At 57.4% G+C, this 20,185-nt stretch carries 17 protein-coding genes; 10 read left to right on the top strand and 7 right to left on the bottom strand.

The features are described from left to right. Window positions 1-645: 645 nt before the first annotated feature. A complete protein-coding gene (locus JOD69_RS19560) occupies window positions 646-1,302 on the bottom strand; it encodes a response regulator transcription factor (protein WP_086133149.1) in 657 nt (218 codons plus the stop codon). A gap of 200 nt (window positions 1,303-1,502) precedes the next feature. On the opposite strand from JOD69_RS19560, the gene JOD69_RS19555 reads away from it, so the two are divergent. The 3 genes from JOD69_RS19555 to JOD69_RS19545 all read left to right on the top strand — a co-directional run bounded on the left by JOD69_RS19555 (window position 1,503) and on the right by JOD69_RS19545 (window position 3,786). Beyond that, window positions 1,503-1,883, top strand: a complete 381-nt coding sequence (locus JOD69_RS19555) for a response regulator (protein WP_168183716.1) — start codon at window positions 1,503-1,505, stop codon at window positions 1,881-1,883. Between the two features lie 351 nt (window positions 1,884-2,234). Continuing rightward, window positions 2,235-3,338: an ABC transporter substrate-binding protein gene (locus JOD69_RS19550; protein WP_077729594.1), complete on the top strand. Its 1,104-nt coding sequence runs from the start codon at window positions 2,235-2,237 to the stop codon at window positions 3,336-3,338. Window positions 3,339-3,387: 49 nt separating this feature from the next. Next, window positions 3,388-3,786, top strand: a complete 399-nt coding sequence (locus JOD69_RS19545) for a hypothetical protein (RefSeq protein ID WP_086133151.1) — start codon at window positions 3,388-3,390, stop codon at window positions 3,784-3,786. A 43-nt stretch (window positions 3,787-3,829) separates the two neighbouring features. Here JOD69_RS19545 and JOD69_RS19540 read toward each other — a convergent pair whose 3' ends face one another. The 5 genes from JOD69_RS19540 to JOD69_RS19520 form a co-directional block, all read right to left on the bottom strand. After that, window positions 3,830-5,617: a glycoside hydrolase family 15 protein gene (locus JOD69_RS19540; RefSeq protein ID WP_077729592.1), complete on the bottom strand. Its 1,788-nt coding sequence runs from the start codon at window positions 5,615-5,617 to the stop codon at window positions 3,830-3,832. 84 nt (window positions 5,618-5,701) lie between these two features. After that, window positions 5,702-6,850, bottom strand: a complete 1,149-nt coding sequence (ugpC, locus tag JOD69_RS19535; protein ID WP_086133152.1) for a sn-glycerol-3-phosphate ABC transporter ATP-binding protein UgpC — start codon at window positions 6,848-6,850, stop codon at window positions 5,702-5,704. Between the two features lie 15 nt (window positions 6,851-6,865). Then, on the bottom strand, window positions 6,866-7,681 hold the full coding sequence (locus JOD69_RS19530) for a carbohydrate ABC transporter permease (protein ID WP_166642413.1): 816 nt from the start codon (window positions 7,679-7,681) through the stop codon (window positions 6,866-6,868). A 22-nt stretch (window positions 7,682-7,703) separates the two neighbouring features. Beyond that, on the bottom strand, window positions 7,704-8,567 hold the full coding sequence (locus JOD69_RS19525) for a sugar ABC transporter permease (protein WP_077729588.1): 864 nt from the start codon (window positions 8,565-8,567) through the stop codon (window positions 7,704-7,706). Beyond that, the gene (locus tag JOD69_RS19520; RefSeq protein ID WP_245245689.1) at window positions 8,564-9,895 is read right to left on the bottom strand and encodes an ABC transporter substrate-binding protein; all 1,332 of its coding nucleotides are present in this window, start codon (window positions 9,893-9,895) and stop codon (window positions 8,564-8,566) included. The genes JOD69_RS19525 and JOD69_RS19520 overlap by 4 nt, the downstream gene beginning before the upstream one ends. Window positions 9,896-10,445: 550 nt before the next feature. On the opposite strand from JOD69_RS19520, the gene JOD69_RS19515 reads away from it, so the two are divergent. From JOD69_RS19515 to JOD69_RS19490, 6 genes are all read left to right on the top strand, one after another. Next, complete coding sequence (locus JOD69_RS19515; protein WP_077729586.1) at window positions 10,446-12,368, top strand: PrkA family serine protein kinase; 1,923 nt, start codon at window positions 10,446-10,448, stop codon at window positions 12,366-12,368. Window positions 12,369-12,391: 23 nt separating this feature from the next. Continuing rightward, a complete protein-coding gene (locus tag JOD69_RS19510; RefSeq protein ID WP_077729585.1) occupies window positions 12,392-13,654 on the top strand; it encodes a YeaH/YhbH family protein in 1,263 nt (420 codons plus the stop codon). Beyond that, window positions 13,651-15,141, top strand: coding sequence for a SpoVR family protein (locus JOD69_RS19505; protein WP_077729584.1), 1,491 nt, complete (start codon window positions 13,651-13,653; stop codon window positions 15,139-15,141). The genes JOD69_RS19510 and JOD69_RS19505 overlap by 4 nt, the downstream gene beginning before the upstream one ends. A 154-nt stretch (window positions 15,142-15,295) precedes the next feature. Further along, window positions 15,296-16,813, top strand: a complete 1,518-nt coding sequence (locus JOD69_RS19500) for a R3H domain-containing nucleic acid-binding protein (protein ID WP_077729583.1) — start codon at window positions 15,296-15,298, stop codon at window positions 16,811-16,813. A gap of 21 nt (window positions 16,814-16,834) precedes the next feature. Further along, window positions 16,835-17,767 carry a diacylglycerol kinase family protein gene (locus JOD69_RS19495; protein WP_077729582.1) on the top strand — a complete coding sequence of 311 codons (933 nt, stop codon included), beginning with the start codon at window positions 16,835-16,837 and terminating at the stop codon, window positions 17,765-17,767. Window positions 17,768-17,806: 39 nt separating this feature from the next. After that, entirely contained in the window at window positions 17,807-18,649 is an 843-nt protein-coding gene (locus tag JOD69_RS19490) for a metallophosphoesterase family protein (RefSeq protein WP_077729581.1), read from the top strand. A gap of 70 nt (window positions 18,650-18,719) precedes the next feature. Here JOD69_RS19490 and JOD69_RS19485 read toward each other — a convergent pair whose 3' ends face one another. Next, a complete protein-coding gene (locus JOD69_RS19485) occupies window positions 18,720-19,022 on the bottom strand; it encodes a BON domain-containing protein (protein ID WP_077729580.1) in 303 nt (100 codons plus the stop codon). A 662-nt stretch (window positions 19,023-19,684) separates the two neighbouring features. Here JOD69_RS19485 and JOD69_RS19480 point away from each other — a divergent pair. Continuing rightward, on the top strand, window positions 19,685-20,041 hold the full coding sequence (locus JOD69_RS19480) for a multidrug efflux SMR transporter (RefSeq protein ID WP_348529972.1): 357 nt from the start codon (window positions 19,685-19,687) through the stop codon (window positions 20,039-20,041). The last annotated feature ends 144 nt before the right edge of the window (window positions 20,042-20,185 follow it).

Genomic DNA, 20,185 nt, shown 5'->3' with positions numbered 1-20,185 from the left:
TGTTGTTGTGCCGATCCGTTCTGGGTCCGATCGAGTCGGGCCTTCTTTAATTGCGGAATTGAAAGTGAGTCACCGGGCGTCCGTCTGTGACAAATTACCCAAATGGCTAAACAATCCTTCCCAAATTAGTGCCACGGGTCACATCAACTGTGCCGGACACAATGCCATACCCATTCCGTAACCAATAAGTTTAGTGGATCTTGATTTCCAGGCTTTGTAACCATTCATGCCAGAGCGCGGGGGCCTGCAAGACATTGACGCATAGCGCTATTCTTCAGAGAGTTCCTAAAATTCCCCGTGTCGGCGGTTCGATTCCGTCCTTAGCCACTCCAGCGTGTAAGCTGGCCATCAAGGGGGGATCGTCTGGTTAAGGTATACCCAACCGAGACGGCCAGACTGAGACAGTTTTCCCGTCTCATTAAGGTTGGTCCGGACCATTTGGAACACCGCCAGTCCCTGGTCTAAACCCTACCGACACAGTGGCAACTAACGCGGTCCTGGACCGGATGATTTCAGTCCTGCGGCGATGATGGCAGGCTCAGCGGCCGCAAACTCGGTCCCGGCGCTTCGGATAGTTGCGAATAATCCGGTTCTGAATTTGTGATGAATGCAGTCCTGATCGTTTCCGATTGCGATCCGCTACACCTATCTCAGAACTAACCCCTTCTCGATAGCATATGCAGTCAGTGCCGCCGCGCTATGAAGATCCAGCTTTTTCATTAAGTTCGCGCGGTGAGTTTCCACGGTCTTCACGCTGAGGTGGAGATATTGCGCGATCTCTTTGTTTTTATGGCCCTCGCCGATCAGTTTCAAAAGCTCTCGCTCCCGATGGGTCAAGCTGTCCCATGCTGACCGAGGCTCTTCCGCGCTCTTGACTTGCAGATACCCCTTTATGATTTTCCCTGAGACGCTCGGACTTAAATAGGTCTTCCCGATCAATACACTGCGGATGGCGATGCGTAGTTCCGCATGAGTGGCATCCTTTAGAACATAACCGTCTGCGCCGGATCTCAGGGCCGCGAGGATGTATGCTTCGACATCGTGCACTGTCAGTACCAGGATCTTCGATTGCGGCGCTCGTTTTTTGATTTCTTGGATGGCCTCCAAGCCCCCTAGCTTGGGCATGGACAGATCCAGCAAGATGAGATCCGCTATGACTTCGCGACATCGCCGGATGAGTTCGATGCCGTTATGGACTTCGCAGACGACTTCCAGATCCCGATCTTGCGACAAGAGCATCCGTAATCCTTCCCGCAAAATCGTATGGTCTTCGGCTATGCAGATTCGTTTTTTTTCTTCCATGGCAAAACGCTACTTTGTTTTCGCTCATCTTCTACGGCGAAGAAGCCGAACCAAATAAGCAAAACTCCTTAGTGCCGGAAACAAAGCGAGCGTGTACGGTCAAATGATCGGATAAGCAGCGCGTTGGATGCTTGAACAGGATTTCTTTTCGACGCGCAAAGGGATATGTGCTTTCCGCATTTTTCAAGGAACTCGCGGTCGTGTGCAAAATATTAATCGTCGATGACAACGCGTCTTTTCGGCGCTTTCTTAAAGCGTTTCTCAGCGATCAGTTCGCTCACCTCGGCATTGTCGAAGCCGAGAACGGTGCAGCAGCGATGAGAATAATCGACGGAGTCAGGCCCGACCTGATTTTCATGGATCTCAAGCTGCCCGGCGAAAACGGTCTCGTACTGACCCGCAAGATAAAGACAATTTATTCTCCCGCCATCGTCATTCTGACCAGCTACGACGCGGTCGAGTATCGTGAAGCCGCTTCGGCATGCGGCGCCGATTATTTCCTGGCCAAGGATGCGGCAAGCGGCGCTGAAGTCTTCTCGTTGACCCAGTCGTTTTTGTCGGGTCTTCCGCCACAACTCTAGTCTTATTGTTTTCTCACAGCTCTACTAACGGCTGCCCGGCAGCCGGCAGCTATTCCATTGCCCCCTCAAAGGAGAGCATCAATGGGATAGGCTCGAAAATGCGGACCTTATCGATGAGATGGATCGATAAGCGGCGTTTACTCTTGATCGGCGACGGGCGCCGACGGCTGTGGACTCGTCTCTATGGCTTTCAAGGCGTGAAAAAAGTCATGGCCAGATCGACATGCTCGCGAGGTCAGGTTCGCTAGCGCGGGTTGAGGTGAAGCCCGATACATTAGCGGACCGACTATCGCAATAAAGATATAAGAGGACGCGATTTGGCTGGCGTCGTGATTAAGCCTTGTGAGCAGCATGCAAAGGGATAGGCTCCGAATCAGCATCAGGGCGTACCTGGCAACTATATCCCTGTTCCTTTTCGAATCGGCTGCCGGCGCGCAGCAACTGACGCCGGCGGAAACGCGCGGAACGCACATTTATCTCCGAGGCGAAAGTCTGTCCGGAACGCCTGTTACAGCGCTGATGGGCGACGACGATGCGGAACTGAACGGACGCGCGCTTCCTTGTGCCAGCTGCCATGGCAAAGACGGACTCGGGCGGGCCGAAGGTGGCCTGACACCGTCCAACATCACCTGGACCAATCTCGCCAAACCTTACGGCCACGCCCATTCCTACGGGAGAACACATCCGCCGTTCACCGACGAAACACTTGCACGGGCTATTACGCAAGGCCTCGACCCGGCGCGCAACAAGCTTGATAAGGGAATGCCGCGGTACCGAATGTCGGCTCGGGATCTCGCGGATTTGATCGCTTATATCAAGCGCATCGAGGGCGACCACGATTCTGGGCTGAGCGACAGCATCATCCGTGTAGGAGTGTTGATTCCGGCCGATCAAAAGGGCGAGAGAATACGGCGGGTCATTACCGCCTATTTCCGAGCGCGAAATAACGAGGGCGGCTATTTCGGCCGAACCGTAGAGCCGGTGTTTCTTGACGGCGAAAAATCTGGCTCCGGGTTAAGAACATCGATCGAGGAGAAGGATGTGTTCGCCATTTTCGGATTCGCTTCCCCTCGAGCACAAGCCGATCTTGCCGATATAGCAAAAGCGTTGCGCATCCCGGTAATCGAGCCTTCTCCGGAGTTTCCGGATCCCGAGCGCGCAGTCAATCCGTTTACGTTTTATCTGCTGTCCGGGATAAGCGAGCAGAGTCTACTATTGGCAGATTACACGGCTCGAGTTCTCGCCAAGCGCGGCTTCGTTCTTGCGATCGTTCACGGTCCGGGAGCAGCATCGAGTATGCTGACTCAGCGCATTCTTAAACGCATTCGAAGCAAAAACCTCGGAACTCTGGAACCTATCGAATATGTCGGAACCCGCGGGCACGCCGAGGAGACTGTCAACGCCCTTCGCCAGCGTCGCGTGCGGGCCGTCATTTTTTTTCGGTACGGACGATGAACTCGGGGAGTTTTACCGGAGTGCACTGAAAACGACCTGGAGACCATGGGTGTTACTGCCCGGTGCCCTGGCCGGGACGTCGGTGCTTCAGGCACCACCGGATTTTCGTCAACGTCTGCTGATCGGTTATCCGACACTTCCCCGCGACCGTGCGCCCGGGAAGATCGCCGAACTTGCGGTCCTCGCCGGTACGCAGTCGCCTGAGCATTCGGAGGTCGTCACCTATGTTATGGCCCGCTTATTCGAAGAAGGGCTGCGGCGTGCCGGCCGGCGCTTGGGAAGAGATAGCTTCATGTCCGCACTGAAAAACCTGAACGGCTACGATACCGGTTTGCTCCCGCCAATTTCATTTGGGGACCGTCGGTGGCTCGGGGTGGCCGGAGCATACGTCGTATCTCTTGACCCGGCATCGCCAACACAGGCGACGGGGGTCGAAGACGACAACTGATCATGCACGAGTTCCGGGAGAACGCTTTCATTAAGAAGCCTTGTTAAAACGCTTCCTCCCAAGACTTGGACAGAACCATGGCCGAGTGAATGATCCCGACCATGGAATAGGTCTGCGGGAAATTGCCCCACATTTCGCCGGTTTGCGGATCGGTGTCTTCGGACAAGAGCCCAAGATGGTTCCGGCAGTTGAGCATTTCCTCGAATATGGCGCGGGCGTCTTCCTTTCTGCCGATGGCCGCCAAAGCGCCGATCATCCAAAAGGTGCAGATATTGAAGGCGTTTTGCGGTGCGCCGAAGTCGTCCGGTTCCACATACCGCATCATGTGATTGCCGCGCCGCAATTCCTTTTCCACCGCCTCGACGGTACCGATGAAGCGGGGATCATTCGCAGCGAGGAACTGAAGGTCGTGGAGAAGCAAAAGGCTCGCATCGAGTTCGGAGCCGCCGAAGCTTCCGACGAAGGTATTGCGTCCGGGATCGTAGGCATGCTCCATGATTTCGGTCCGAATCCGCTCGGCCTGGGAACGCCAATATTGAGCGCGGTCGTGCAGCTCCATGTGATCGGCGATGCGGGCCAAACGATCGCAGCCGGCCCAGCACATCACTGCCGAAAAGGTATGGATGCGGGCGAACCCGCGGAACTCCCAGAGACTCGCATCCGGTACGTTATACAGCCGGGTGCATTGGCGGCCGAGATTTTCCAGGCGTTCGAAAAGACGCTGATCTCCGGGATGCGCGAGGCGGCGGTCGAAGAAAGCCTGGGTGGCGGCCATGATCACGCTGCCGTAGATGTCGTTCTGGATGTGCTCATAGGCCTGATTCCCGACCCGTACCGGCCTGTGATTCCGATAGCCCCTGAGAGAGCTGATCCGGCATTCGATCAATTTTTTCTCCAGGGCGATGCCGTAGACCGGCTGAAGCAGGCTATCGTCGGCCTCGGCCGCGATATTCGAGATATAGTCCAGATATTCCTCCATGGTTCCGGTCGCGCCAAGCCGGTTTAGGGCGCTCACGACGAAATAGGCGTCGCGCAGCCAGCAATAGCGATAATCCCAATTGCGTTCCGTGCCGGCCGCTTCGGGGATGGATGTGGTCATGGCGGCAATGACGGCACCGGTTTCCTCGAAACAGCACAGCTTGAGGGTGATGGCGGCGCGGATCACGGCCTTCTGCCATTCGAAAGGAATGGACAGCGATCGGGTCCATTCGCGCCAATACAGCAGGGTTTGCTCGTAGCTTTCGCGGGTTGCTTCGGCCACCGTATAACGCAGCGGTTCGTCGGGACCGAAGGTGATCGCCGAAGGTTCCTCCAGCAGAAAGGGCGTCTCGTCCAATATGTAGGAAACCGGCATGTCGGTGCTCATGCGGAAACACATACCGGGAGCGACGAACTGGATATAGTTGGACCCCTGGATGGTTTGCATGGGTTTGACGCCGTAGTCGTAGGTCGGCCGCACTCTGACGGAAATCCGCGGCGTGCCGTTGATCGGCTGAAGCCTTCTGATCAGCCGTTGCGAACGATGCATATGGCCGTACCGTCGGAAACGCGGGGCAAAGTCGGTAATTTGCACCGCAGCGCCGTGCTGATCGTAAAGCGTGGTTACCAGGATAGCGGTGTTGTGCTCGTAGTGCTGTTCGCTATGGGAGAAATCATCGATCACGATGTCGAAGAACCCTTCCTGCACCTCGTCCTCATCGCCGTTGATCAGGCTGCAAAAAATCGGATCGCCGTCGAAACGGGGCAAGCAGCACCAGACGACACGTCCCTTGCGGTCGATCAGTGCGCTGTACATGCAGTTGCCGATAATGCCGAGTTCGAGGTTGCTCATAGCGGTTCCCTATACGTTTTGATCGTTTCAAACATGCCCGTCGCGGGCGCCACATCACCGAAGGCGCTTCGACAGACTGTCGTTTCAATGGTTCCGCAAAAAATTTTCGCCGGTATCGGCGTCGAACAGTTGAATCTTCGTGGCGTCGAAAGTCAGCTCGATCCTATCGCCGCGTTTCAGCCGGAGGTCGGGAGGCACTCGGACAATCAGAACCAGTCCAGCTGGATGAGTTCCCGGCTCGACAACCGCCGATTTGTCCCTGGATGGCCGGAGTGACGGGGCCGGCTGAACATGAAGATAAAGATCCGCGCCCAGCCATTCGACCGAAATGATTTCAGCCGGAAAAACGGGGCCGGCTCTACGCGACGTTCCCGGCAAACAAAAATGTTCCGGACGGATGCCGGCGACGACGTAGCGGTTGCTCAGGCGCTCTAACGGAAAGGAAGGCGGCAGGGGGCAAGGCCCCATAGGCAGCAGCACGCCGGTATCGCCGATCTCGGCATTCAGGAAGTTCATCGACGGCGATCCGATGAAGCCCGCCACGAATTCGTTACGGGGCGTCTCGTACAGTTCCTTCGGCGTTCCGATCTGCTGGACTTCTCCGCTTCGCAATATCGCCACACGATCGCCCAGCACCATGGCTTCGGTTTGGTCGTGAGTGACGTAAACGGTCGTGATGCCCAGCCTTTCCTGGAGGGCCGCGATCTCGGTGCGCATTTGAACGCGCAGCCGAGCATCGAGATTCGATAGGGGCTCGTCCAACAAGAACACCTGGGGTCTTCGCACGATCGCTCGTCCCATGGCTACCCGCTGGCGCTGTCCTCCGGACAGGTCCGAAGGTTTGCGGTCGAGCAGCGGGTCCAGTTGGAGGATGGCCGCGACCTCGTCCACCCGCCGCTTGATTTCGTCCCGCGCCAGTTTGGCCAATTTGAGCGGAAACGAGATGTTCTCCCTGACCGTCATATGGGGGTAGAGCGCATAGCTTTGGAATACCATCGCCATGTTGCGGTCCTTGGGGTCGAGTTCATTGATCCTGTTGCCGTCGACCCGGATTTCGCCCTCGGTGATGTCTTCCAGACCGACGATCATGTTCAGCAGGGTCGACTTGCCGCAGCCTGACGGCCCCACGAGAATGAAAAACTCGCCGTCCTTGACGGTGAAATTTGCCTTTCTGACCGCCCAGGCCCCGCCGGCAAAGCGTTTGCTCACGTGATCGAAGACGATTTCGGCCATTCTTGCTTCTCCCGGTCATCCTTTGACGGCACCGGCCGTGAGTCCGGCAATGATGCGGCGCTGGAACATCAGGACCAGTGCGATGATCGGTATCGTGACCACTACGGAAGCGGCGGCGATGGAACCGGTAGGCAGCTCGAATTGGGAACTTCCCGTAAAAAACGCGATGGCGACCGGCACGGTGCGGGCCCGATCCGTGGACGTGAGGGACGCGGCGAACAAAAAATCGTTCCACGCGAAAATGAAGACCAAGATAGCCGAAGCGACGATTCCCGGCGCCACCAGCGGCAAGATGACGAGCCGAAAGGCTTGCGACGGGGTGGCGCCGTCGACCCGTGCGGCTCGCTCCAGGTCCCACGGGATTTCGCGAAAAAAAGCGGTCAAGGTCCAAATGGCGAGCGGCAAGGTGAAGCTCAGATAGGGAAGGATCAAGCCCGGCCAGGTGTCGAAAAGACGCAGCGTGCGCCAGAGTTCGAACAAGGGACCGACCACGGATATCGGCGGAAACATGGCTACTGCGAGCGTGCCGTAAAAAATCCAGTGTTTGCCGCGAAAGTCGAGCCGAACGATGGCGTACGCCGCAAAGATGGCGATTATTATGGACAACCCGGTGGCGATCGAAGCGATGCCCACGGAGTTCAAGAGCGCCGCCGGAAATTGCGGGTCGTTAAAGACCGTTCGGTAGTGCTCGAGACTGAGCGTGTCCGGGAAAAAACGCGCATTGCCGAGTTCGCGCCCAGGCTTGAGCGACAGCGATATGATCCAAATCACGGGCAACAAGGCGTAAGTAACAACGAGGAGACTTCCCAAGGCGCCGAGGAATCCGTCCATACCTGCGAATCGTATTCGCATGTCACCGTCCCGTGCGGAGCAAGGGCGTTCCGAAGCTCTTGGTGAAGAGCAGAGCGATCGCGAGCGTGCACAGAAAAATCAGCACCGATACCGCCGAACCCAAACCCAGGTTGAGACGGGCAATCAGCGTGTTGTATCCAATCACCGATACCGATTCGGTGCCATGCGCGCCGCGTGTCAGAACATAGACCGAATCGAAGATGCGAAAAGCATCCAAGGTCCGGAACAGCAGCGCCACCAAGATGGACGGTTTCATCAAGGGCAGGGTAATGAGACGGAAGCGCTGTAAGGCGGATGCTCCGTCGACCCGAGCCGCCCTGAGCACATCATCCGGAATGAGGCTCAGGCCGGCCAGCAGCAAAAGAGCCATGAACGGTGTGGTTTTCCAGATCTCGCTGAGTATGATGACGCCGAATGCCGACCAGCGTTCGTTGAGCCAGGCTCGATCGACGCCGAGCAGGCTGTTGACGAATCCGGTGGTCGGATCGAATGCGAACTTCCAGGCGAGAGCTGCTACCACGGTGATGATGGCGTAAGGCACCAAAGCCGCCGAACGGACCGTTCGGCGTCCGAACACGGCTTTATGCATGAGCAGTGCGAGAGCGAAGCCGAGCACCAGTTCGAAAAAAACCGAAATGGTCGTGATCAGAAGCGTATTTCCAAGCGCCTGCCACCATACTTCCGAACTTAATACGCTGAAGTAGTTGCCGATGCCTATGAAATCGGGCGGAGCCGCGTGGCGTAGGTCGTAGCGGTAAAGCGAGAGCCGGACGGCATCGAGAATGGGATAGGCCGTAACCAAAGCCATCGCGGCTAGAGCCGGGGTGCAAAAAAGCCATCCTTTGACGTTCTGGGCACGCCTCATAGCAAGCCTTCCGAACGCAATGCTCGTTGCACGGCTTTCCGCAAGCGAGTCGTATCCCGGTCCGGCTCGATGTCGCGCATGGGATGAAGGGTGCGGCTGATGGCGAGGGACACGTCGGCGTAGAGCGGCGTTTGAGGACGTTCCACCGCATCGTTCAAGGCCGCTCGCAGCACATCCGCGAACGGCAGCCGGCGACGCACGGCCGGATCGTTATAAAGGGCGGACACGGTGGGTGGAAGTCCCCCGCGTTGTGCGGCGATCCGCTGATTATCCCTGCTTGCTAGGCATTCGGCCGCGTTGAAGGCGAGTTCGGGATAACGCGAGTAGGTGCTGACGGCGAGATCGATGCCTCCGACCGTCACCCGGCTGGGCCGGCCGGGCAGAACCGCGGGCCAGCGTGCCCAGCCCATGTTCGCCGCGACGTCGGGCGCGTTCTGCCGAGCGCTGGGCCAGACGAAGGTATAGTTGAGCATGAATGCCGAATTGCCGGTTTCGAAAGCCAGCCGCGCCTGGTCTTCGCGGCTGGTGGACAGCCCCGGATCGGCCGCGGGAGAAGTCGCCAACCGCTTCATCACCTGAAGAGCTTTACGGGTGGGTTCGGGCTCCAGGGAGACCTGCTGTCCCCCAGCATCCAGGACCGTGCCCCCGGCCGAGGCGAGCAGGGATACAAAAAGGACGGTCAGCCCCTCATAGCGTTCGCCCTGAACCTGAATCCGGCCATTCCTGCCCAACTTCTCGGCCGAATCGATCATCTCGTCCCAGGTATCCGGCGGTGTCGGGACACGGTCGGTTCGATACCAGAGCAATTGGACATTGGTCGTGAAAGGCGTCGCCCAGAACACATTCTTATAAGTAGCGGTTTGAACCGTTATCGGAAACCGACCGGCTGAAGCCCGGCGGGTCGATCTCATCGGCCATTCCCGTATCCAGCCCGCTTCGGCGAATTCGGCGGTCCAGATCACGTCCATCCCGATGATGTCGATAGATTCGTCGCCTGCAGCCAGGCGGCGCGTCAATTGCTCCCTTTGCTGATCGGCATCGGCCGGCAGAGAGACGACATCGATGCGATAGCGGTCTTTTGCGAATTCGGTGCAGCGCCGGGCGGCTTCTCGGAAGGCGCCGGAAGGTTCGTCGAACACATACCAGGTCAAATGAGGCGGTCCGACGGGTTCCGGATTGCGGCAGGACCACGCCGGCAAACCGAGGGACAGAAGAAACAGCAGGCGCAGTAGCGCGATCGAGCACCGCGACGAGATGCGGGCCGGCCACTTGTTGACTTGAAAAAACCGTCCCGCTCTCAGGCGGTAGACGCCCATCCGGAAGTCCATTCTCCTCGGAGTTCAAACGTGCTTGTGGCCCGAAGTGGAACATCGGCACAGGTTTCGTGTCAAGTGTGGCTGAGCATTGCAAATGATCGAGAAGATGGTGCCGTTTATTGGAAATACGCTTCCCGGCATAAACTCGGGTGTTTAGCGTCGAACGTATGGCCGACGATTAATTCTAAACTAATAAGAGGACAATACAGCGGAGTGGGCTCGAGTCCGGCCATCGCTAAGTATTGTGTATCGCTCGGCAAGCAGTGCGAAACAGTTTTGTTACATGCTCGATGAGGTTCTCTTTGGCATAAAGTTTTTCTTGGGTGTCTCGCAGCCGAGGAACCGAAATATGTTAGGCTACGTCTTAGCGGTAAGAGCCGCGAGCGCCGCATTTATTGCATAGTGCGGATGGATGAGAAAGCCACGTTCGCTATGATAGGGACAGTTAATACGCTCGTTGTCTCAACCAGCAAAATATCGAACGAGGCAGCTTGCGGTCCTCTCGCCGGAGACGTTAAGACCTTTTTGAGCATCTGCTGATTGCAGAGGAGACCTCGCATCTATGGGTATCTTCGATCACTATCAATCCCGCTATGAAAAAGCGCGCGAAGAAGAGTATTCGCTTCAGGAATATCTAGAAATTTGCCGTAAGGATCCGACGGCCTACGCCAGTCCAGCCGAGCGTATGCTGATCGCCATCGGCGAACCCGAACTGGTCGATACCAGGCTCGATCCGCGCCTTTCACGCATTTTCGCCAATAAAGTCATCAAGCGCTATCCGGCTTTTGCCGATTTTTACGGCATGGAGGAAACCATTGAGCAGATGGTGGCATTTTTCCGCCACGCCGCTCAGGGGCTGGAAGAGCGCAAACAGATTCTGTACTTGCTGGGCCCGGTCGGAGGCGGCAAGTCTTCGCTGGCCGAGAAGTTGAAGCACCTCATGGAGCAGGTGCCGTTTTACGCCATCAAGGGTTCGCCCATCAACGAATCGCCGCTGGGACTGTTCGACCCCGAAGAGGACGGTCCGATTCTCGAAAACGAATACGGTATCCCGCGCCGTTACTTCAATACGATCATGTCGCCTTGGGCGGTGAAACGCCTGCACGAGTACAACGGCGATATCACCAAATTCCGCGTCGTCAAGGTGCGCCCGTCCATGTTGGATCAGCGGGCGGTGTCGAAGACCGAACCGGGCGACGAAAACAACCAGGACATCTCGTCCTTGGTCGGCAAGGTCGACATCCGGAAGCTGGAGCGCTTCAGCCAGGACGATCCGGATGCCTACAGCTTCTCGGGCGGCCTTTGCCTCGGCAACCGAGGTATCATGGAATTCGTGGAGATGTTCAAGGCGCCGATCAAGGTGCTGCATCCTCTCCTGACGGCGACCCAGGAGGGCAATTACAAAGGTACCGAAGGGCTTTCGGCCATTCCGTTCGAGGGCATCATCATGGCCCATTCGAACGAGTCCGAGTGGTTGCAGTTCAAGAACAACAAGAACAACGAGGCGTTTCTGGACCGTGTCTATGTGGTCAAAGTGCCTTATTGCCTAAGGGTTTCAGAAGAGATCAAGATTTACGAGAAACTCTTGATCCACAGTTCGCTGTCCGATTCGCCCTGCGCACCCCACACACTGAAAATGCTGGCGCAGTTCGCGGTGCTGTCGAGGCTTAAAGAACCGGAGAACTCCAATGTTTACTCGAAAATGCGGGTTTACGACGGCGAGAACCTGAAGGACACCGATCCCAAGGCGAAATCCTATCAGGAATACCGGGACTTCGCGGGCGTGGACGAAGGGATGACCGGGCTTTCCACGCGCTTCGCGTTCAAGATCCTGTCGAAAGTGTTCAACTTCGACCATTCCGAAGTCGCGGCGAATCCCGTTCACTTGCTGTATACGCTGGAACAGCAGATCACGCAGGAGCAATTCCCGCCGGAGGTGCAGGAGCGTTATCTGCGCTTCATCAAGGAATTCCTGGTGCCGCGCTATGTGGATTTCATCGGCAAGGAAATCCAGACCGCTTACCTGGAATCGTATTCCGAGTACGGACAGAACATCTTCGACCGGTATGTTACGTACGCCGACTACTGGATACAGGATCAGGAATACCGCGATCCGGATACCGGCGAGAGTTTCGACCGCAGGGCGCTCAACGAGGAACTCGAAAAGATCGAAAAACCGGCAGGCATCAGCAATCCCAAGGATTTCCGCAATGAAGTGGTGAACTTCGTGCTGCGTGCCCGCGCCAAGAACGCCGGCAAGAATCCGGCCTGGACCAGCTATGAAAAGCTGCGTGCGGTCATCGAGAAGAAGATGTTCGCCAATACGGAAGAACTGCTGCCGGTGATCTCCTTCAACGCCAAGGCGTCGCTGGACGATCAGAAGAAACACGAGGAATTCGTGAACCGCATGGTTCACAAAGGGTACACGCCCAAGCAGGTGCGGCTGTTGTGCGAATGGTATCTCAGGGTGCGCAAGTCCTCTTAACCGAGCGATAGGTATTCAAGCCCATGAGTCAATTTATAGACCGCCGCTTAAACCCCAAGAACAAGAGCGCTGTCAATCGGCAGCGCTTTCTCCAACGCTTCCGCGGTCAGATTCGCAAGGCCGTTGCCGATGCCGTCGCGAAGCGGTCGGTAACGGACGTAGACCGTGGCGAAAAGATTCAGATTCCGACCAAGGATATTTCGGAACCGACGTTTCGGCATGGCCAAGGCGGGCGGCGGGAGGTCGTTCAACCCGGCAATAAGGAGTTTATAGCGGGCGACAAGGTACCCCGTCCGGAAGGCGAGGAGGGCGGTTCGGGCAACCGTGCCAGCGATACCGGCGAGGGCATGGACGAATTCGTTTTCGAATTGTCGCGCGAAGAGTTTTTGGAATTCATCTTCGAAGATCTCGAGCTGCCGAACATGGTGAAGCGGCAACTGGCGAGAGAAGCCACTTTCAAGAGTCAGCACGCGGGTTTTACCAGCGACGGATCGCCCTCGAACCTGCACGTCATCCGCTCGATGCGGGAGGCCTTGGCGCGCCGCACGGCCTTGCGCGCGCCATCGGCGGACCGGAAGCGGGAGCTGGAAGTCGAACTCGCGGCTTTGCTAACTGGCGGTGAGCCTGACGAGGAGCGTATCGCCGCATTGAGCGAGGAGATCGCCCTGCTGGAGCGCAGGATTCGGGCAGTGCCGTTCCTCGACACCATCGATCTCCGTTACCGAAACCGCATTCAAGTTCCGAAGCCCAGCACCCAGGCCGTGATGTTTTGCCTCATGGACGTCTCCGGTTCCATGGACGAGGTGAAAAAGAATCTTGCGAAACGTTTTTTCTTGTTGCTTTACTTGTTTCTTACGCGAAATTACGAAAAGACGGACGTGGTTTTCATTCGTCATCATACGGTGGCGCTGGAGGTGGATGAACAGGATTTCTTCTATTCGCGGGAAACCGGCGGGACCGTTGTGTCGAGCGCACTCGAGTTGATGAAGGACATCATCCGCGACCGCTACCCCTCGGGCGACTGGAACATCTACGGCGCCCAGGCGTCGGACGGCGACAACTGGCCCGAGGACTCGACGAATTGTTCGCGCTTGCTGATCGAAGACATCATGGCGAGCGTGCAGTATTACGCCTATATCGAGATCAACAACCACGAGCCCCACAGCCTGTGGATGGAATACGAAAAAGTGGCGGAATACTGGCCCAACTTTGCCATGCAGCCGATTTATAGCGCGGCGGACATTTATCCGGTCTTTAGAGAACTCTTCAAGAAGCAGCAGGCATGAGCCGCAAACCCCTTTCAGAAGGCTCCGAATGGACTTTCGAACTCCTTCAGAGCTATGACACCGAGATCGCCCGAATCGCGGCGGGTTTCGGCCTGGACACTTATCCCAACCAAATCGAGATCATCACCTCGGAACAGATGATGGACTGCTATTCGAGCACGGGCATGCCGGTGTTCTACCCGCATTGGTCCTTCGGCAAGCAGTTTCTGACCGTCGAGAAAAGCTATCGGCGCGGATACATGGGGCTGGCCTACGAGCTGGTCATCAATTCCAACCCGTGTATCGCCTATCTCATGGAGGAGAACAGCATGACCATGCAGGCGCTGGTCATCGCGCATGCCTGTTATGGCCATAACTCCTTCTTCAAAAACAATTATTTGTTCAAGACCTGGACCAATGCCGACGCCATCATCGATTACCTGGTGTTCGCCCGGAACTACATCGCGGAATGCGAAGAACGTTACGGCGTCTCGGCCGTAGAGGAGCTGCTGGATTCCTGTCATGCCTTGATGAACTACGGCGTGGACCGTTACCGCCGGCCGCCGGCGCTTTCGATAACCGAGGAGAAGCATAGGCAGAAAGAGCGGGAGGAATATCTTCAGTCGCAGATTAACGATTTATGGCTGCGCACCGTTCCAAAGAAGGAAAGATACTTCCAGGAGCAAGCCCATCAGTTTCCGGCCGAACCCGAGGAAAATCTCCTTTATTTCTTCGAGAAGAACGCGCCGCTGCTGGAGTCTTGGCAGCGGGAAATCATTCGAATCGTCCGCAAGATCGCGCAATATCTCTATCCCCAGCGTCAAACCAAGGTAATGAACGAGGGTTGGGCGACCTTCTGGCACTACACCCTTCTGAACAGGCTCTATGACGAAGGCTTGGTGACCGACGGATTCATGCTGGAATTCCTGCAATCGCATACCAACGTCATCAGCCAGCCGCCGTATTACAGCAATCACTTTTCGGGACTCAATCCTTATGCCTTGGGATTCGCCATGATGAGCGACATTCGGCGGATCTGCGAACATCCCGCCGACGAAGATCGGAAATGGTTCCCCGATCTTGTGGATACCGATTGGACCAAGACGCTGGACTTCGCCATGCGCAATTTCAAGGACGAGAGTTTCATCGCCCAATACCTCTCGCCCAAGGTCATTCGGGATTTCAAGCTGTTCAGCGTGCTGGACGACGATTTGAACGACGAACTGGAAATCACCCACATTCACGACGAGGACGGCTATCGAGCCGTTCGCCACGTGCTTTCGGATCAGTACAACCTCGGCAACCTGGAACCCAGCATTCAGGTCTACCGGGTGGACACCCGAGGAGACCGGTCGTTGACCCTGCGGCATTATCAGCATCATCGCCGCCCCTTAGGAGAGAGCACCAACGAGATGCTGCGGCATGTGCGCCGGCTGTGGGGATTCAAGGCGAGACTCGAAACGGTGGACGAGAACGGACGGATCCAGAAATCGTACGAATGCGACTGACCAGGAGGCGTCCGCGGCCGGACGGGCGGGGAAGGTAATGGTCGATAGAGATGTTCTCGAATCATCGACCTGGCGGCTCGGCGGAGCTGCGGACACGCGATTGGATGCCGTTACGGCGTCGGACAGGGCTTGAAAGAACACCCCGTGCAAAGATGTGACCGCCAAGACCCATCTCGATGATCTCCACCTGCTCATAAAGCTCCTTCCACCGGAGCTCCAGAAATCCCTAGCGCTGCAAGGCCAGGGGGAATTGCTCGAAATCATCTTGGACTTAGGGCGCCTGCCCCAGGCACGCTATCCCCACGCCGCCCTGAACTTATCGAATCAACCGGTTACCCGCGAAGACCTTGATGCCGTAATCGGCGCCTTGGGTGAATTCGGCGCGGACAACCGCGCCGGCATCGAGGGGACTTTGCACCGCATTTCCGCCATTCGCAACCGGCGGGGCGAGATCATCGGTTTGACCTTGCGCGTGGGGCGCGCGGTATTCGGAACCATCGATCTGATACGTGATCTCGTCGAGAGCGGCAAGAGCCTCGTATTGCTCGGCCGGCCCGGCGTCGGAAAGACGACCAAATTGAGAGAGGTGGCGCGCGTACTGGCCGACGATTTCGGCAAGCGCGTCGTCGTGATTGATACATCCAATGAGATTGCCGGCGACGGCGATGTCCCGCACCCGGCCATCGGCAGCGCCCGGCGAATGATGGTCGCGCATCCGGATCGACAACATGCAGTGATGATCGAGGCGGTGGAAAACCATATGCCCGAAGCGATCATCGTCGACGAAATCGGCACGGCCACGGAGGCAATGGCCGCGCGCACCATCGCCGAGCGTGGCGTTCAGCTGATCGGCACGGCTCACGGCAACACGCTGGAGAATTTAGTTCTGAATCCCACGCTGTGCGATCTGGTCGGCGGCGTGCAAACGGTGACTCTCAGCGACGAAGAGGCCCGGCTTCGGGGCACGCAAAAAACCGTAAGCGAGCGGAAGGCTCCGCCCACCTTCGATATCGTCGTAGAGATTACCGCCAGGGACGAGGTGGTCGTGCACCTGGACACCGCGCAGGCGGTCGATGCCATCCTGAGCGGCATACAGCCCAAAGGCATACGCCGCCAAGGCCCGGTTGCCGTTCAGTCGCCGGTGACGGCGAGCGAACCCGAGTCGGCCGTGGAAATCGCGAGAGAGGTCTTATTCGTCCGCTCCGACCGGCAGCGTCCGGTTCGCATCTATGCTTATGCGCTCAGCCGGGACTCGGTGGAACGCGTGATCCGCGACCTCCACTTGGAGGCCCGCACGGTGAGATATCCGGACCAGGCCGATCTTGTCGTGACGCTGCGCGCGCGGGAAGACGATGCAAGCCTGCAACGCATCGTTCAAGGCGGTCAATTGCCGGTGCATGCCGTCAAGAAGAACACGACCGCTCAGATTCGGCAGCTCCTGCGCAGTCTGTTTCACATCGTTCCCGGCGACAAACAGGACGAGGTCGGGGAAATGGTGCGCGAGACCGAGCGTGCCGTGCAGCAGGTCAAGGCCGAAGGCGTCATGGCGGAACTCTCGCCGCGTTCGGCCGCCTTGCGCCAGATGCAACATCGCATCGTTACCCGCCACGGCTTGGTCGCCGAAAGCATTGGCTGTGAACCACACCGGCATTTGGTGATCTATCCCATGTAATTCCCCCGGTAAAATCAGCTTATGGCCGCCCGTTTGGCGATTATCGTTAGCACTTCTGCGGGTAGTGACGAAAAAAAGGGACTGGAAAAGCGGCTCGAAGAGTTCTTCGTCTCACGCAACCGGGATGCCCGGATATGGGTTGCGAACAGCGGCGATGAAGTTCCGGACCTCGCGCGGCGAGCCCTGGCCGAGAACGCCGATCTGATAGCGGCAGGCGGCGGAGACGGCACCATCAATGCGGTTGCCTCGGTGCTCGCCGAAACCGGCAAGATACTGGGCGTACTGCCGCTCGGCACGCTCAACCACTTCGCCAAGGATCTCGGGATTCCCCTGGATTTGGAGCAAGCCGCGCAAATTCTTGTCGACGGCACGCCCGCCCGGATCGATGTCGGAGAGGTCAACGGCAGGATTTTCGTCAACAATTCCAGCCTGGGGCTGTATCCCAGCATCGTACACGGTCGGGAGACCCTGCAGGACCGCCTGGAATACGGCAAATGGCCGGCGTTTCTCTGGGCATCTCTGTCCGTCTTGCGCCGGTATGCCATTCTGGAAGCCCGATTGCGTGTCGACGACCGGGAACTCGTGCGGCACACGCCTTTCATTTTCGTCGGGAACAATCGGTACCAGGTCGAAGGATTCAATATCGGAGCGCGGACCACCCTCGATTCGGGCTGGTTGTGGCTGTATACCACTCGAGAAATCGGCCGGCTCGGCCTTTTGCGATTCGGGCTCCGCGCGCTCTTGCGGAGTTTGCGTAAAGACAAGGACTTCGACATGATGCGGACCAAGGAGATCGTTATCGAGGCTAGGCACAGCAGCCGCCTTCGGGTCGCTACCGACGGCGAGGTGATCGTCATGCAGACTCCGCTGCATTATCGAATTCGGCCGGGCGCTCTACGGGTGATAGTGCCGAACACGAAGGTCGAGTCTCGCGGAAGCGCCATTGCGAGCTAGGTCCGGCTGCCGATCGGTCGGCGAGGCGTAACGCGGCGCATGCGAACCATCGTCCATCTTTCGGATCTGCACTTCGGCCGCGTCGACAGCTCCTTGGTCGATCCGCTGATCCAATCGGTTCGGGAGATAGGGCCCGATCTGGTCGCGATCTCTGGCGATCTGACCCAACGCGCACGAACCGCTCAATTTCTCGAAGCCCGGCGCTTTCTCGATGCGCTGCCGAAGCCGCAAATCGTGGTGCCCGGCAATCATGACGTACCCCTCTATAATCCGCTGGCCCGTTTTTTCCGGCCGCTGGTCAAATACCGGCGCTATATCGGTGAAAACATCGAGCCCTTCTATGCCGATGAGCAGATCGCCGTGGTCGGCGTCAATACGGCGCGCTCGCTGACCGTCAAGAACGGGCGGGTCAATCGAAGGCAGCTGGACCGCATTCGGGAACGCTTGTGTGATTACCCCGGTGCGGTCATCAAGATCGTGGTGACCCATCACCCTTTCGACCTGCCCGAGGGCTTCCGTGAGGGCGATCTTGTCGGCCGGGCGCGGATGGCCATGGAAGCGCTGGCGAGCTGCGGAGTCGATATGTTCTTAGCCGGGCATCTCCATGTCAGCCATTCGGGGCACACGGGAGAACGGTATCGCATCGCCGGTTACAAGGCGCTCGTGATCAGCGCCGGAACCGCGCTTTCGGTCCGCACGCGAAAGGAAAAAAACGCGTTTAACGTGCTCCGGATCGAGCATCCGAAGGTTGTCCTGGAGCGTTGCACATGGGAATCCGAAAATGCGCGTTTCGTTCCCTCTGCCGCGGAGTATTTCGAGCGCCGCGCGGATGGTTGGATGCGTATGAAGGATGATGCCGCCGGGCCGTGCCGGCGCTCCTGACACTGGATCGAGTTTGAGACGATGTTGCGTCGGCCGTTGAATGTGAGTCGGCCACGGCTTACGGTAGCGGTTATTGCATCACGCGGATATCGTTCTTGACGGATCGAACGCCGGCGACGTCTCTCGCGATCGCTTCGGCGCGCTGCTTTTCCGAGGCCGTGTTGACGAAGCCGCTGAGTTGCACGGTACCTTTGAACGTTTCGACCTGGATGTCCAGCCCTTTGACCACTTCATCGCGCAGCAGAGCCGATTTGACCTTGGTGGTAACGGCCGTGTCATCGAGATATTCGCCGGTGCTCTCGCGGGTCTTCGAACCGGCGCACCCGACGACCATTGCGGCTGCGGCCAGGGCGAGAAACTGTCTTCTTTTCATCACGCTGTTCACTCCTTCGATGAACGGCCAAGGATTTCAGGCAGCTATGTCAGAAAGGGATTTCCGACCTTGGATGGCGCCGGACGCAACATCGAAAACGAGGATACGTTTTTGACGGAACGGCAGGGCGCCTGGCGACTTTGCCGGCCGTGAAGCTGGATGAGCAAGTGTGTGAACGACGGGAGAAAGAAAAATGGAACTTCCGTGTTCCCAAAAATACATCCCAGCCAAATTCGGATCAGTCCAGTTACATGCGGAGCATTCCATTTCCGTGTCGAGCATCCTGGCCCGAGGATAGGGAGCGTCCAGAATCCGTTGAAACACTCCAACTCCCTTCGCAACATCCTGGTTGCGTTTGGGAACGTCCTGTTCTTGGCGACATCCTTAAGTCCATTCGCCGTAATCCCGTCCTGCGGGAGCATCCATGTTCCGGACCCGAGATCAGCTCAGGTGGATGTATTTAAGCTCACCACCCCCAAATTAAACATACGTACATTTCCGTACCTTTTGAAAGGACTTGGGAGCAGTTAACCGAATCAGCGGAACGGAAGATCAGCTGGCTCGAAGATCGGGAATCAACGTATGCGAGTCTTGTGGAAAATCAAATCTCGCAAACCGACTCGGCAGAAAGATCGGGTAATATCGTCTGTCTAAACTAGGCTATGGCTTCGCTGCGTAGCGACATTCTTTTAAGCATGGGTTGGACATATTTACTTGTTGCGGGGATATTCGAGATCGCCTGGGCGGTGGGATTGAAATTCACCGAGGGCTTTACGCGTTGGTGGCCGAGTTTAGGCGTAGGCGCCGCCATGATAATCAGTCTGGTGTTCTTGTCCCTGGCGCTGAGGACGATACCGTTAGGCACCGGTTACGCCGTTTGGACTGGAATAGGCGCCGCCGGAACCGCGATTATCGGCATCATACTGTTCAACGAATCCACGGACCTGGTCCGGATCGTCTGCATTCTGCTAATCGTCTTGGGCGTCGTAGGCTTGAAGCTGCTCTACACGGAAAACTGATGCCCGGCTTTGCTTCCGGGAGCGGACGATCGATTCGAGCATTTTCATGCCTACTGTACGGGCACTCGCGCGTAGGTCGGGAATCCCTCCCAATCGCAAACGGTCGCTTTAGTCGCGACCCTTCCAATCGCAAACGGCGTCTTC

Origin of the sequence: Methylocaldum sp. RMAD-M (genome assembly GCF_017832375.1) — a bacterium.
Lineage (GTDB): Bacteria > Pseudomonadota > Gammaproteobacteria > Methylococcales > Methylococcaceae > Methylocaldum.
This window is presented reverse-complemented; position numbering and strand designations above follow the sequence as displayed.

Excerpts from the sequence above, each read along its gene's own strand:
- JOD69_RS19560 (WP_086133149.1), bottom strand. The coding sequence starts at position 1,302 with ATGGAAGAAAAAAAACGAATCTGCATAGCCGAAGACCATACGATTTTG.
- JOD69_RS19550 (WP_077729594.1), top strand. The coding sequence starts at position 2,235 with ATGCAAAGGGATAGGCTCCGAATCAGCATCAGGGCGTACCTGGCAACT.
- JOD69_RS19540 (WP_077729592.1), bottom strand. The coding sequence starts at position 5,617 with ATGAGCAACCTCGAACTCGGCATTATCGGCAACTGCATGTACAGCGCA.
- ugpC (WP_086133152.1), bottom strand. The coding sequence starts at position 6,850 with ATGGCCGAAATCGTCTTCGATCACGTGAGCAAACGCTTTGCCGGCGGG.
- JOD69_RS19530 (WP_166642413.1), bottom strand. The coding sequence starts at position 7,681 with ATGGACGGATTCCTCGGCGCCTTGGGAAGTCTCCTCGTTGTTACTTAC.
- JOD69_RS19525 (WP_077729588.1), bottom strand. The coding sequence starts at position 8,567 with ATGAGGCGTGCCCAGAACGTCAAAGGATGGCTTTTTTGCACCCCGGCT.
- JOD69_RS19520 (WP_245245689.1), bottom strand. The coding sequence starts at position 9,895 with ATGGACTTCCGGATGGGCGTCTACCGCCTGAGAGCGGGACGGTTTTTT.
- JOD69_RS19515 (WP_077729586.1), top strand. The coding sequence starts at position 10,446 with ATGGGTATCTTCGATCACTATCAATCCCGCTATGAAAAAGCGCGCGAA.
- JOD69_RS19510 (WP_077729585.1), top strand. The coding sequence starts at position 12,392 with ATGAGTCAATTTATAGACCGCCGCTTAAACCCCAAGAACAAGAGCGCT.
- JOD69_RS19505 (WP_077729584.1), top strand. The coding sequence starts at position 13,651 with ATGAGCCGCAAACCCCTTTCAGAAGGCTCCGAATGGACTTTCGAACTC.
- JOD69_RS19495 (WP_077729582.1), top strand. The coding sequence starts at position 16,835 with ATGGCCGCCCGTTTGGCGATTATCGTTAGCACTTCTGCGGGTAGTGAC.
- JOD69_RS19490 (WP_077729581.1), top strand. The coding sequence starts at position 17,807 with ATGCGAACCATCGTCCATCTTTCGGATCTGCACTTCGGCCGCGTCGAC.
- JOD69_RS19485 (WP_077729580.1), bottom strand. The coding sequence starts at position 19,022 with ATGAAAAGAAGACAGTTTCTCGCCCTGGCCGCAGCCGCAATGGTCGTC.
- JOD69_RS19480 (WP_348529972.1), top strand. The coding sequence starts at position 19,685 with ATGGCTTCGCTGCGTAGCGACATTCTTTTAAGCATGGGTTGGACATAT.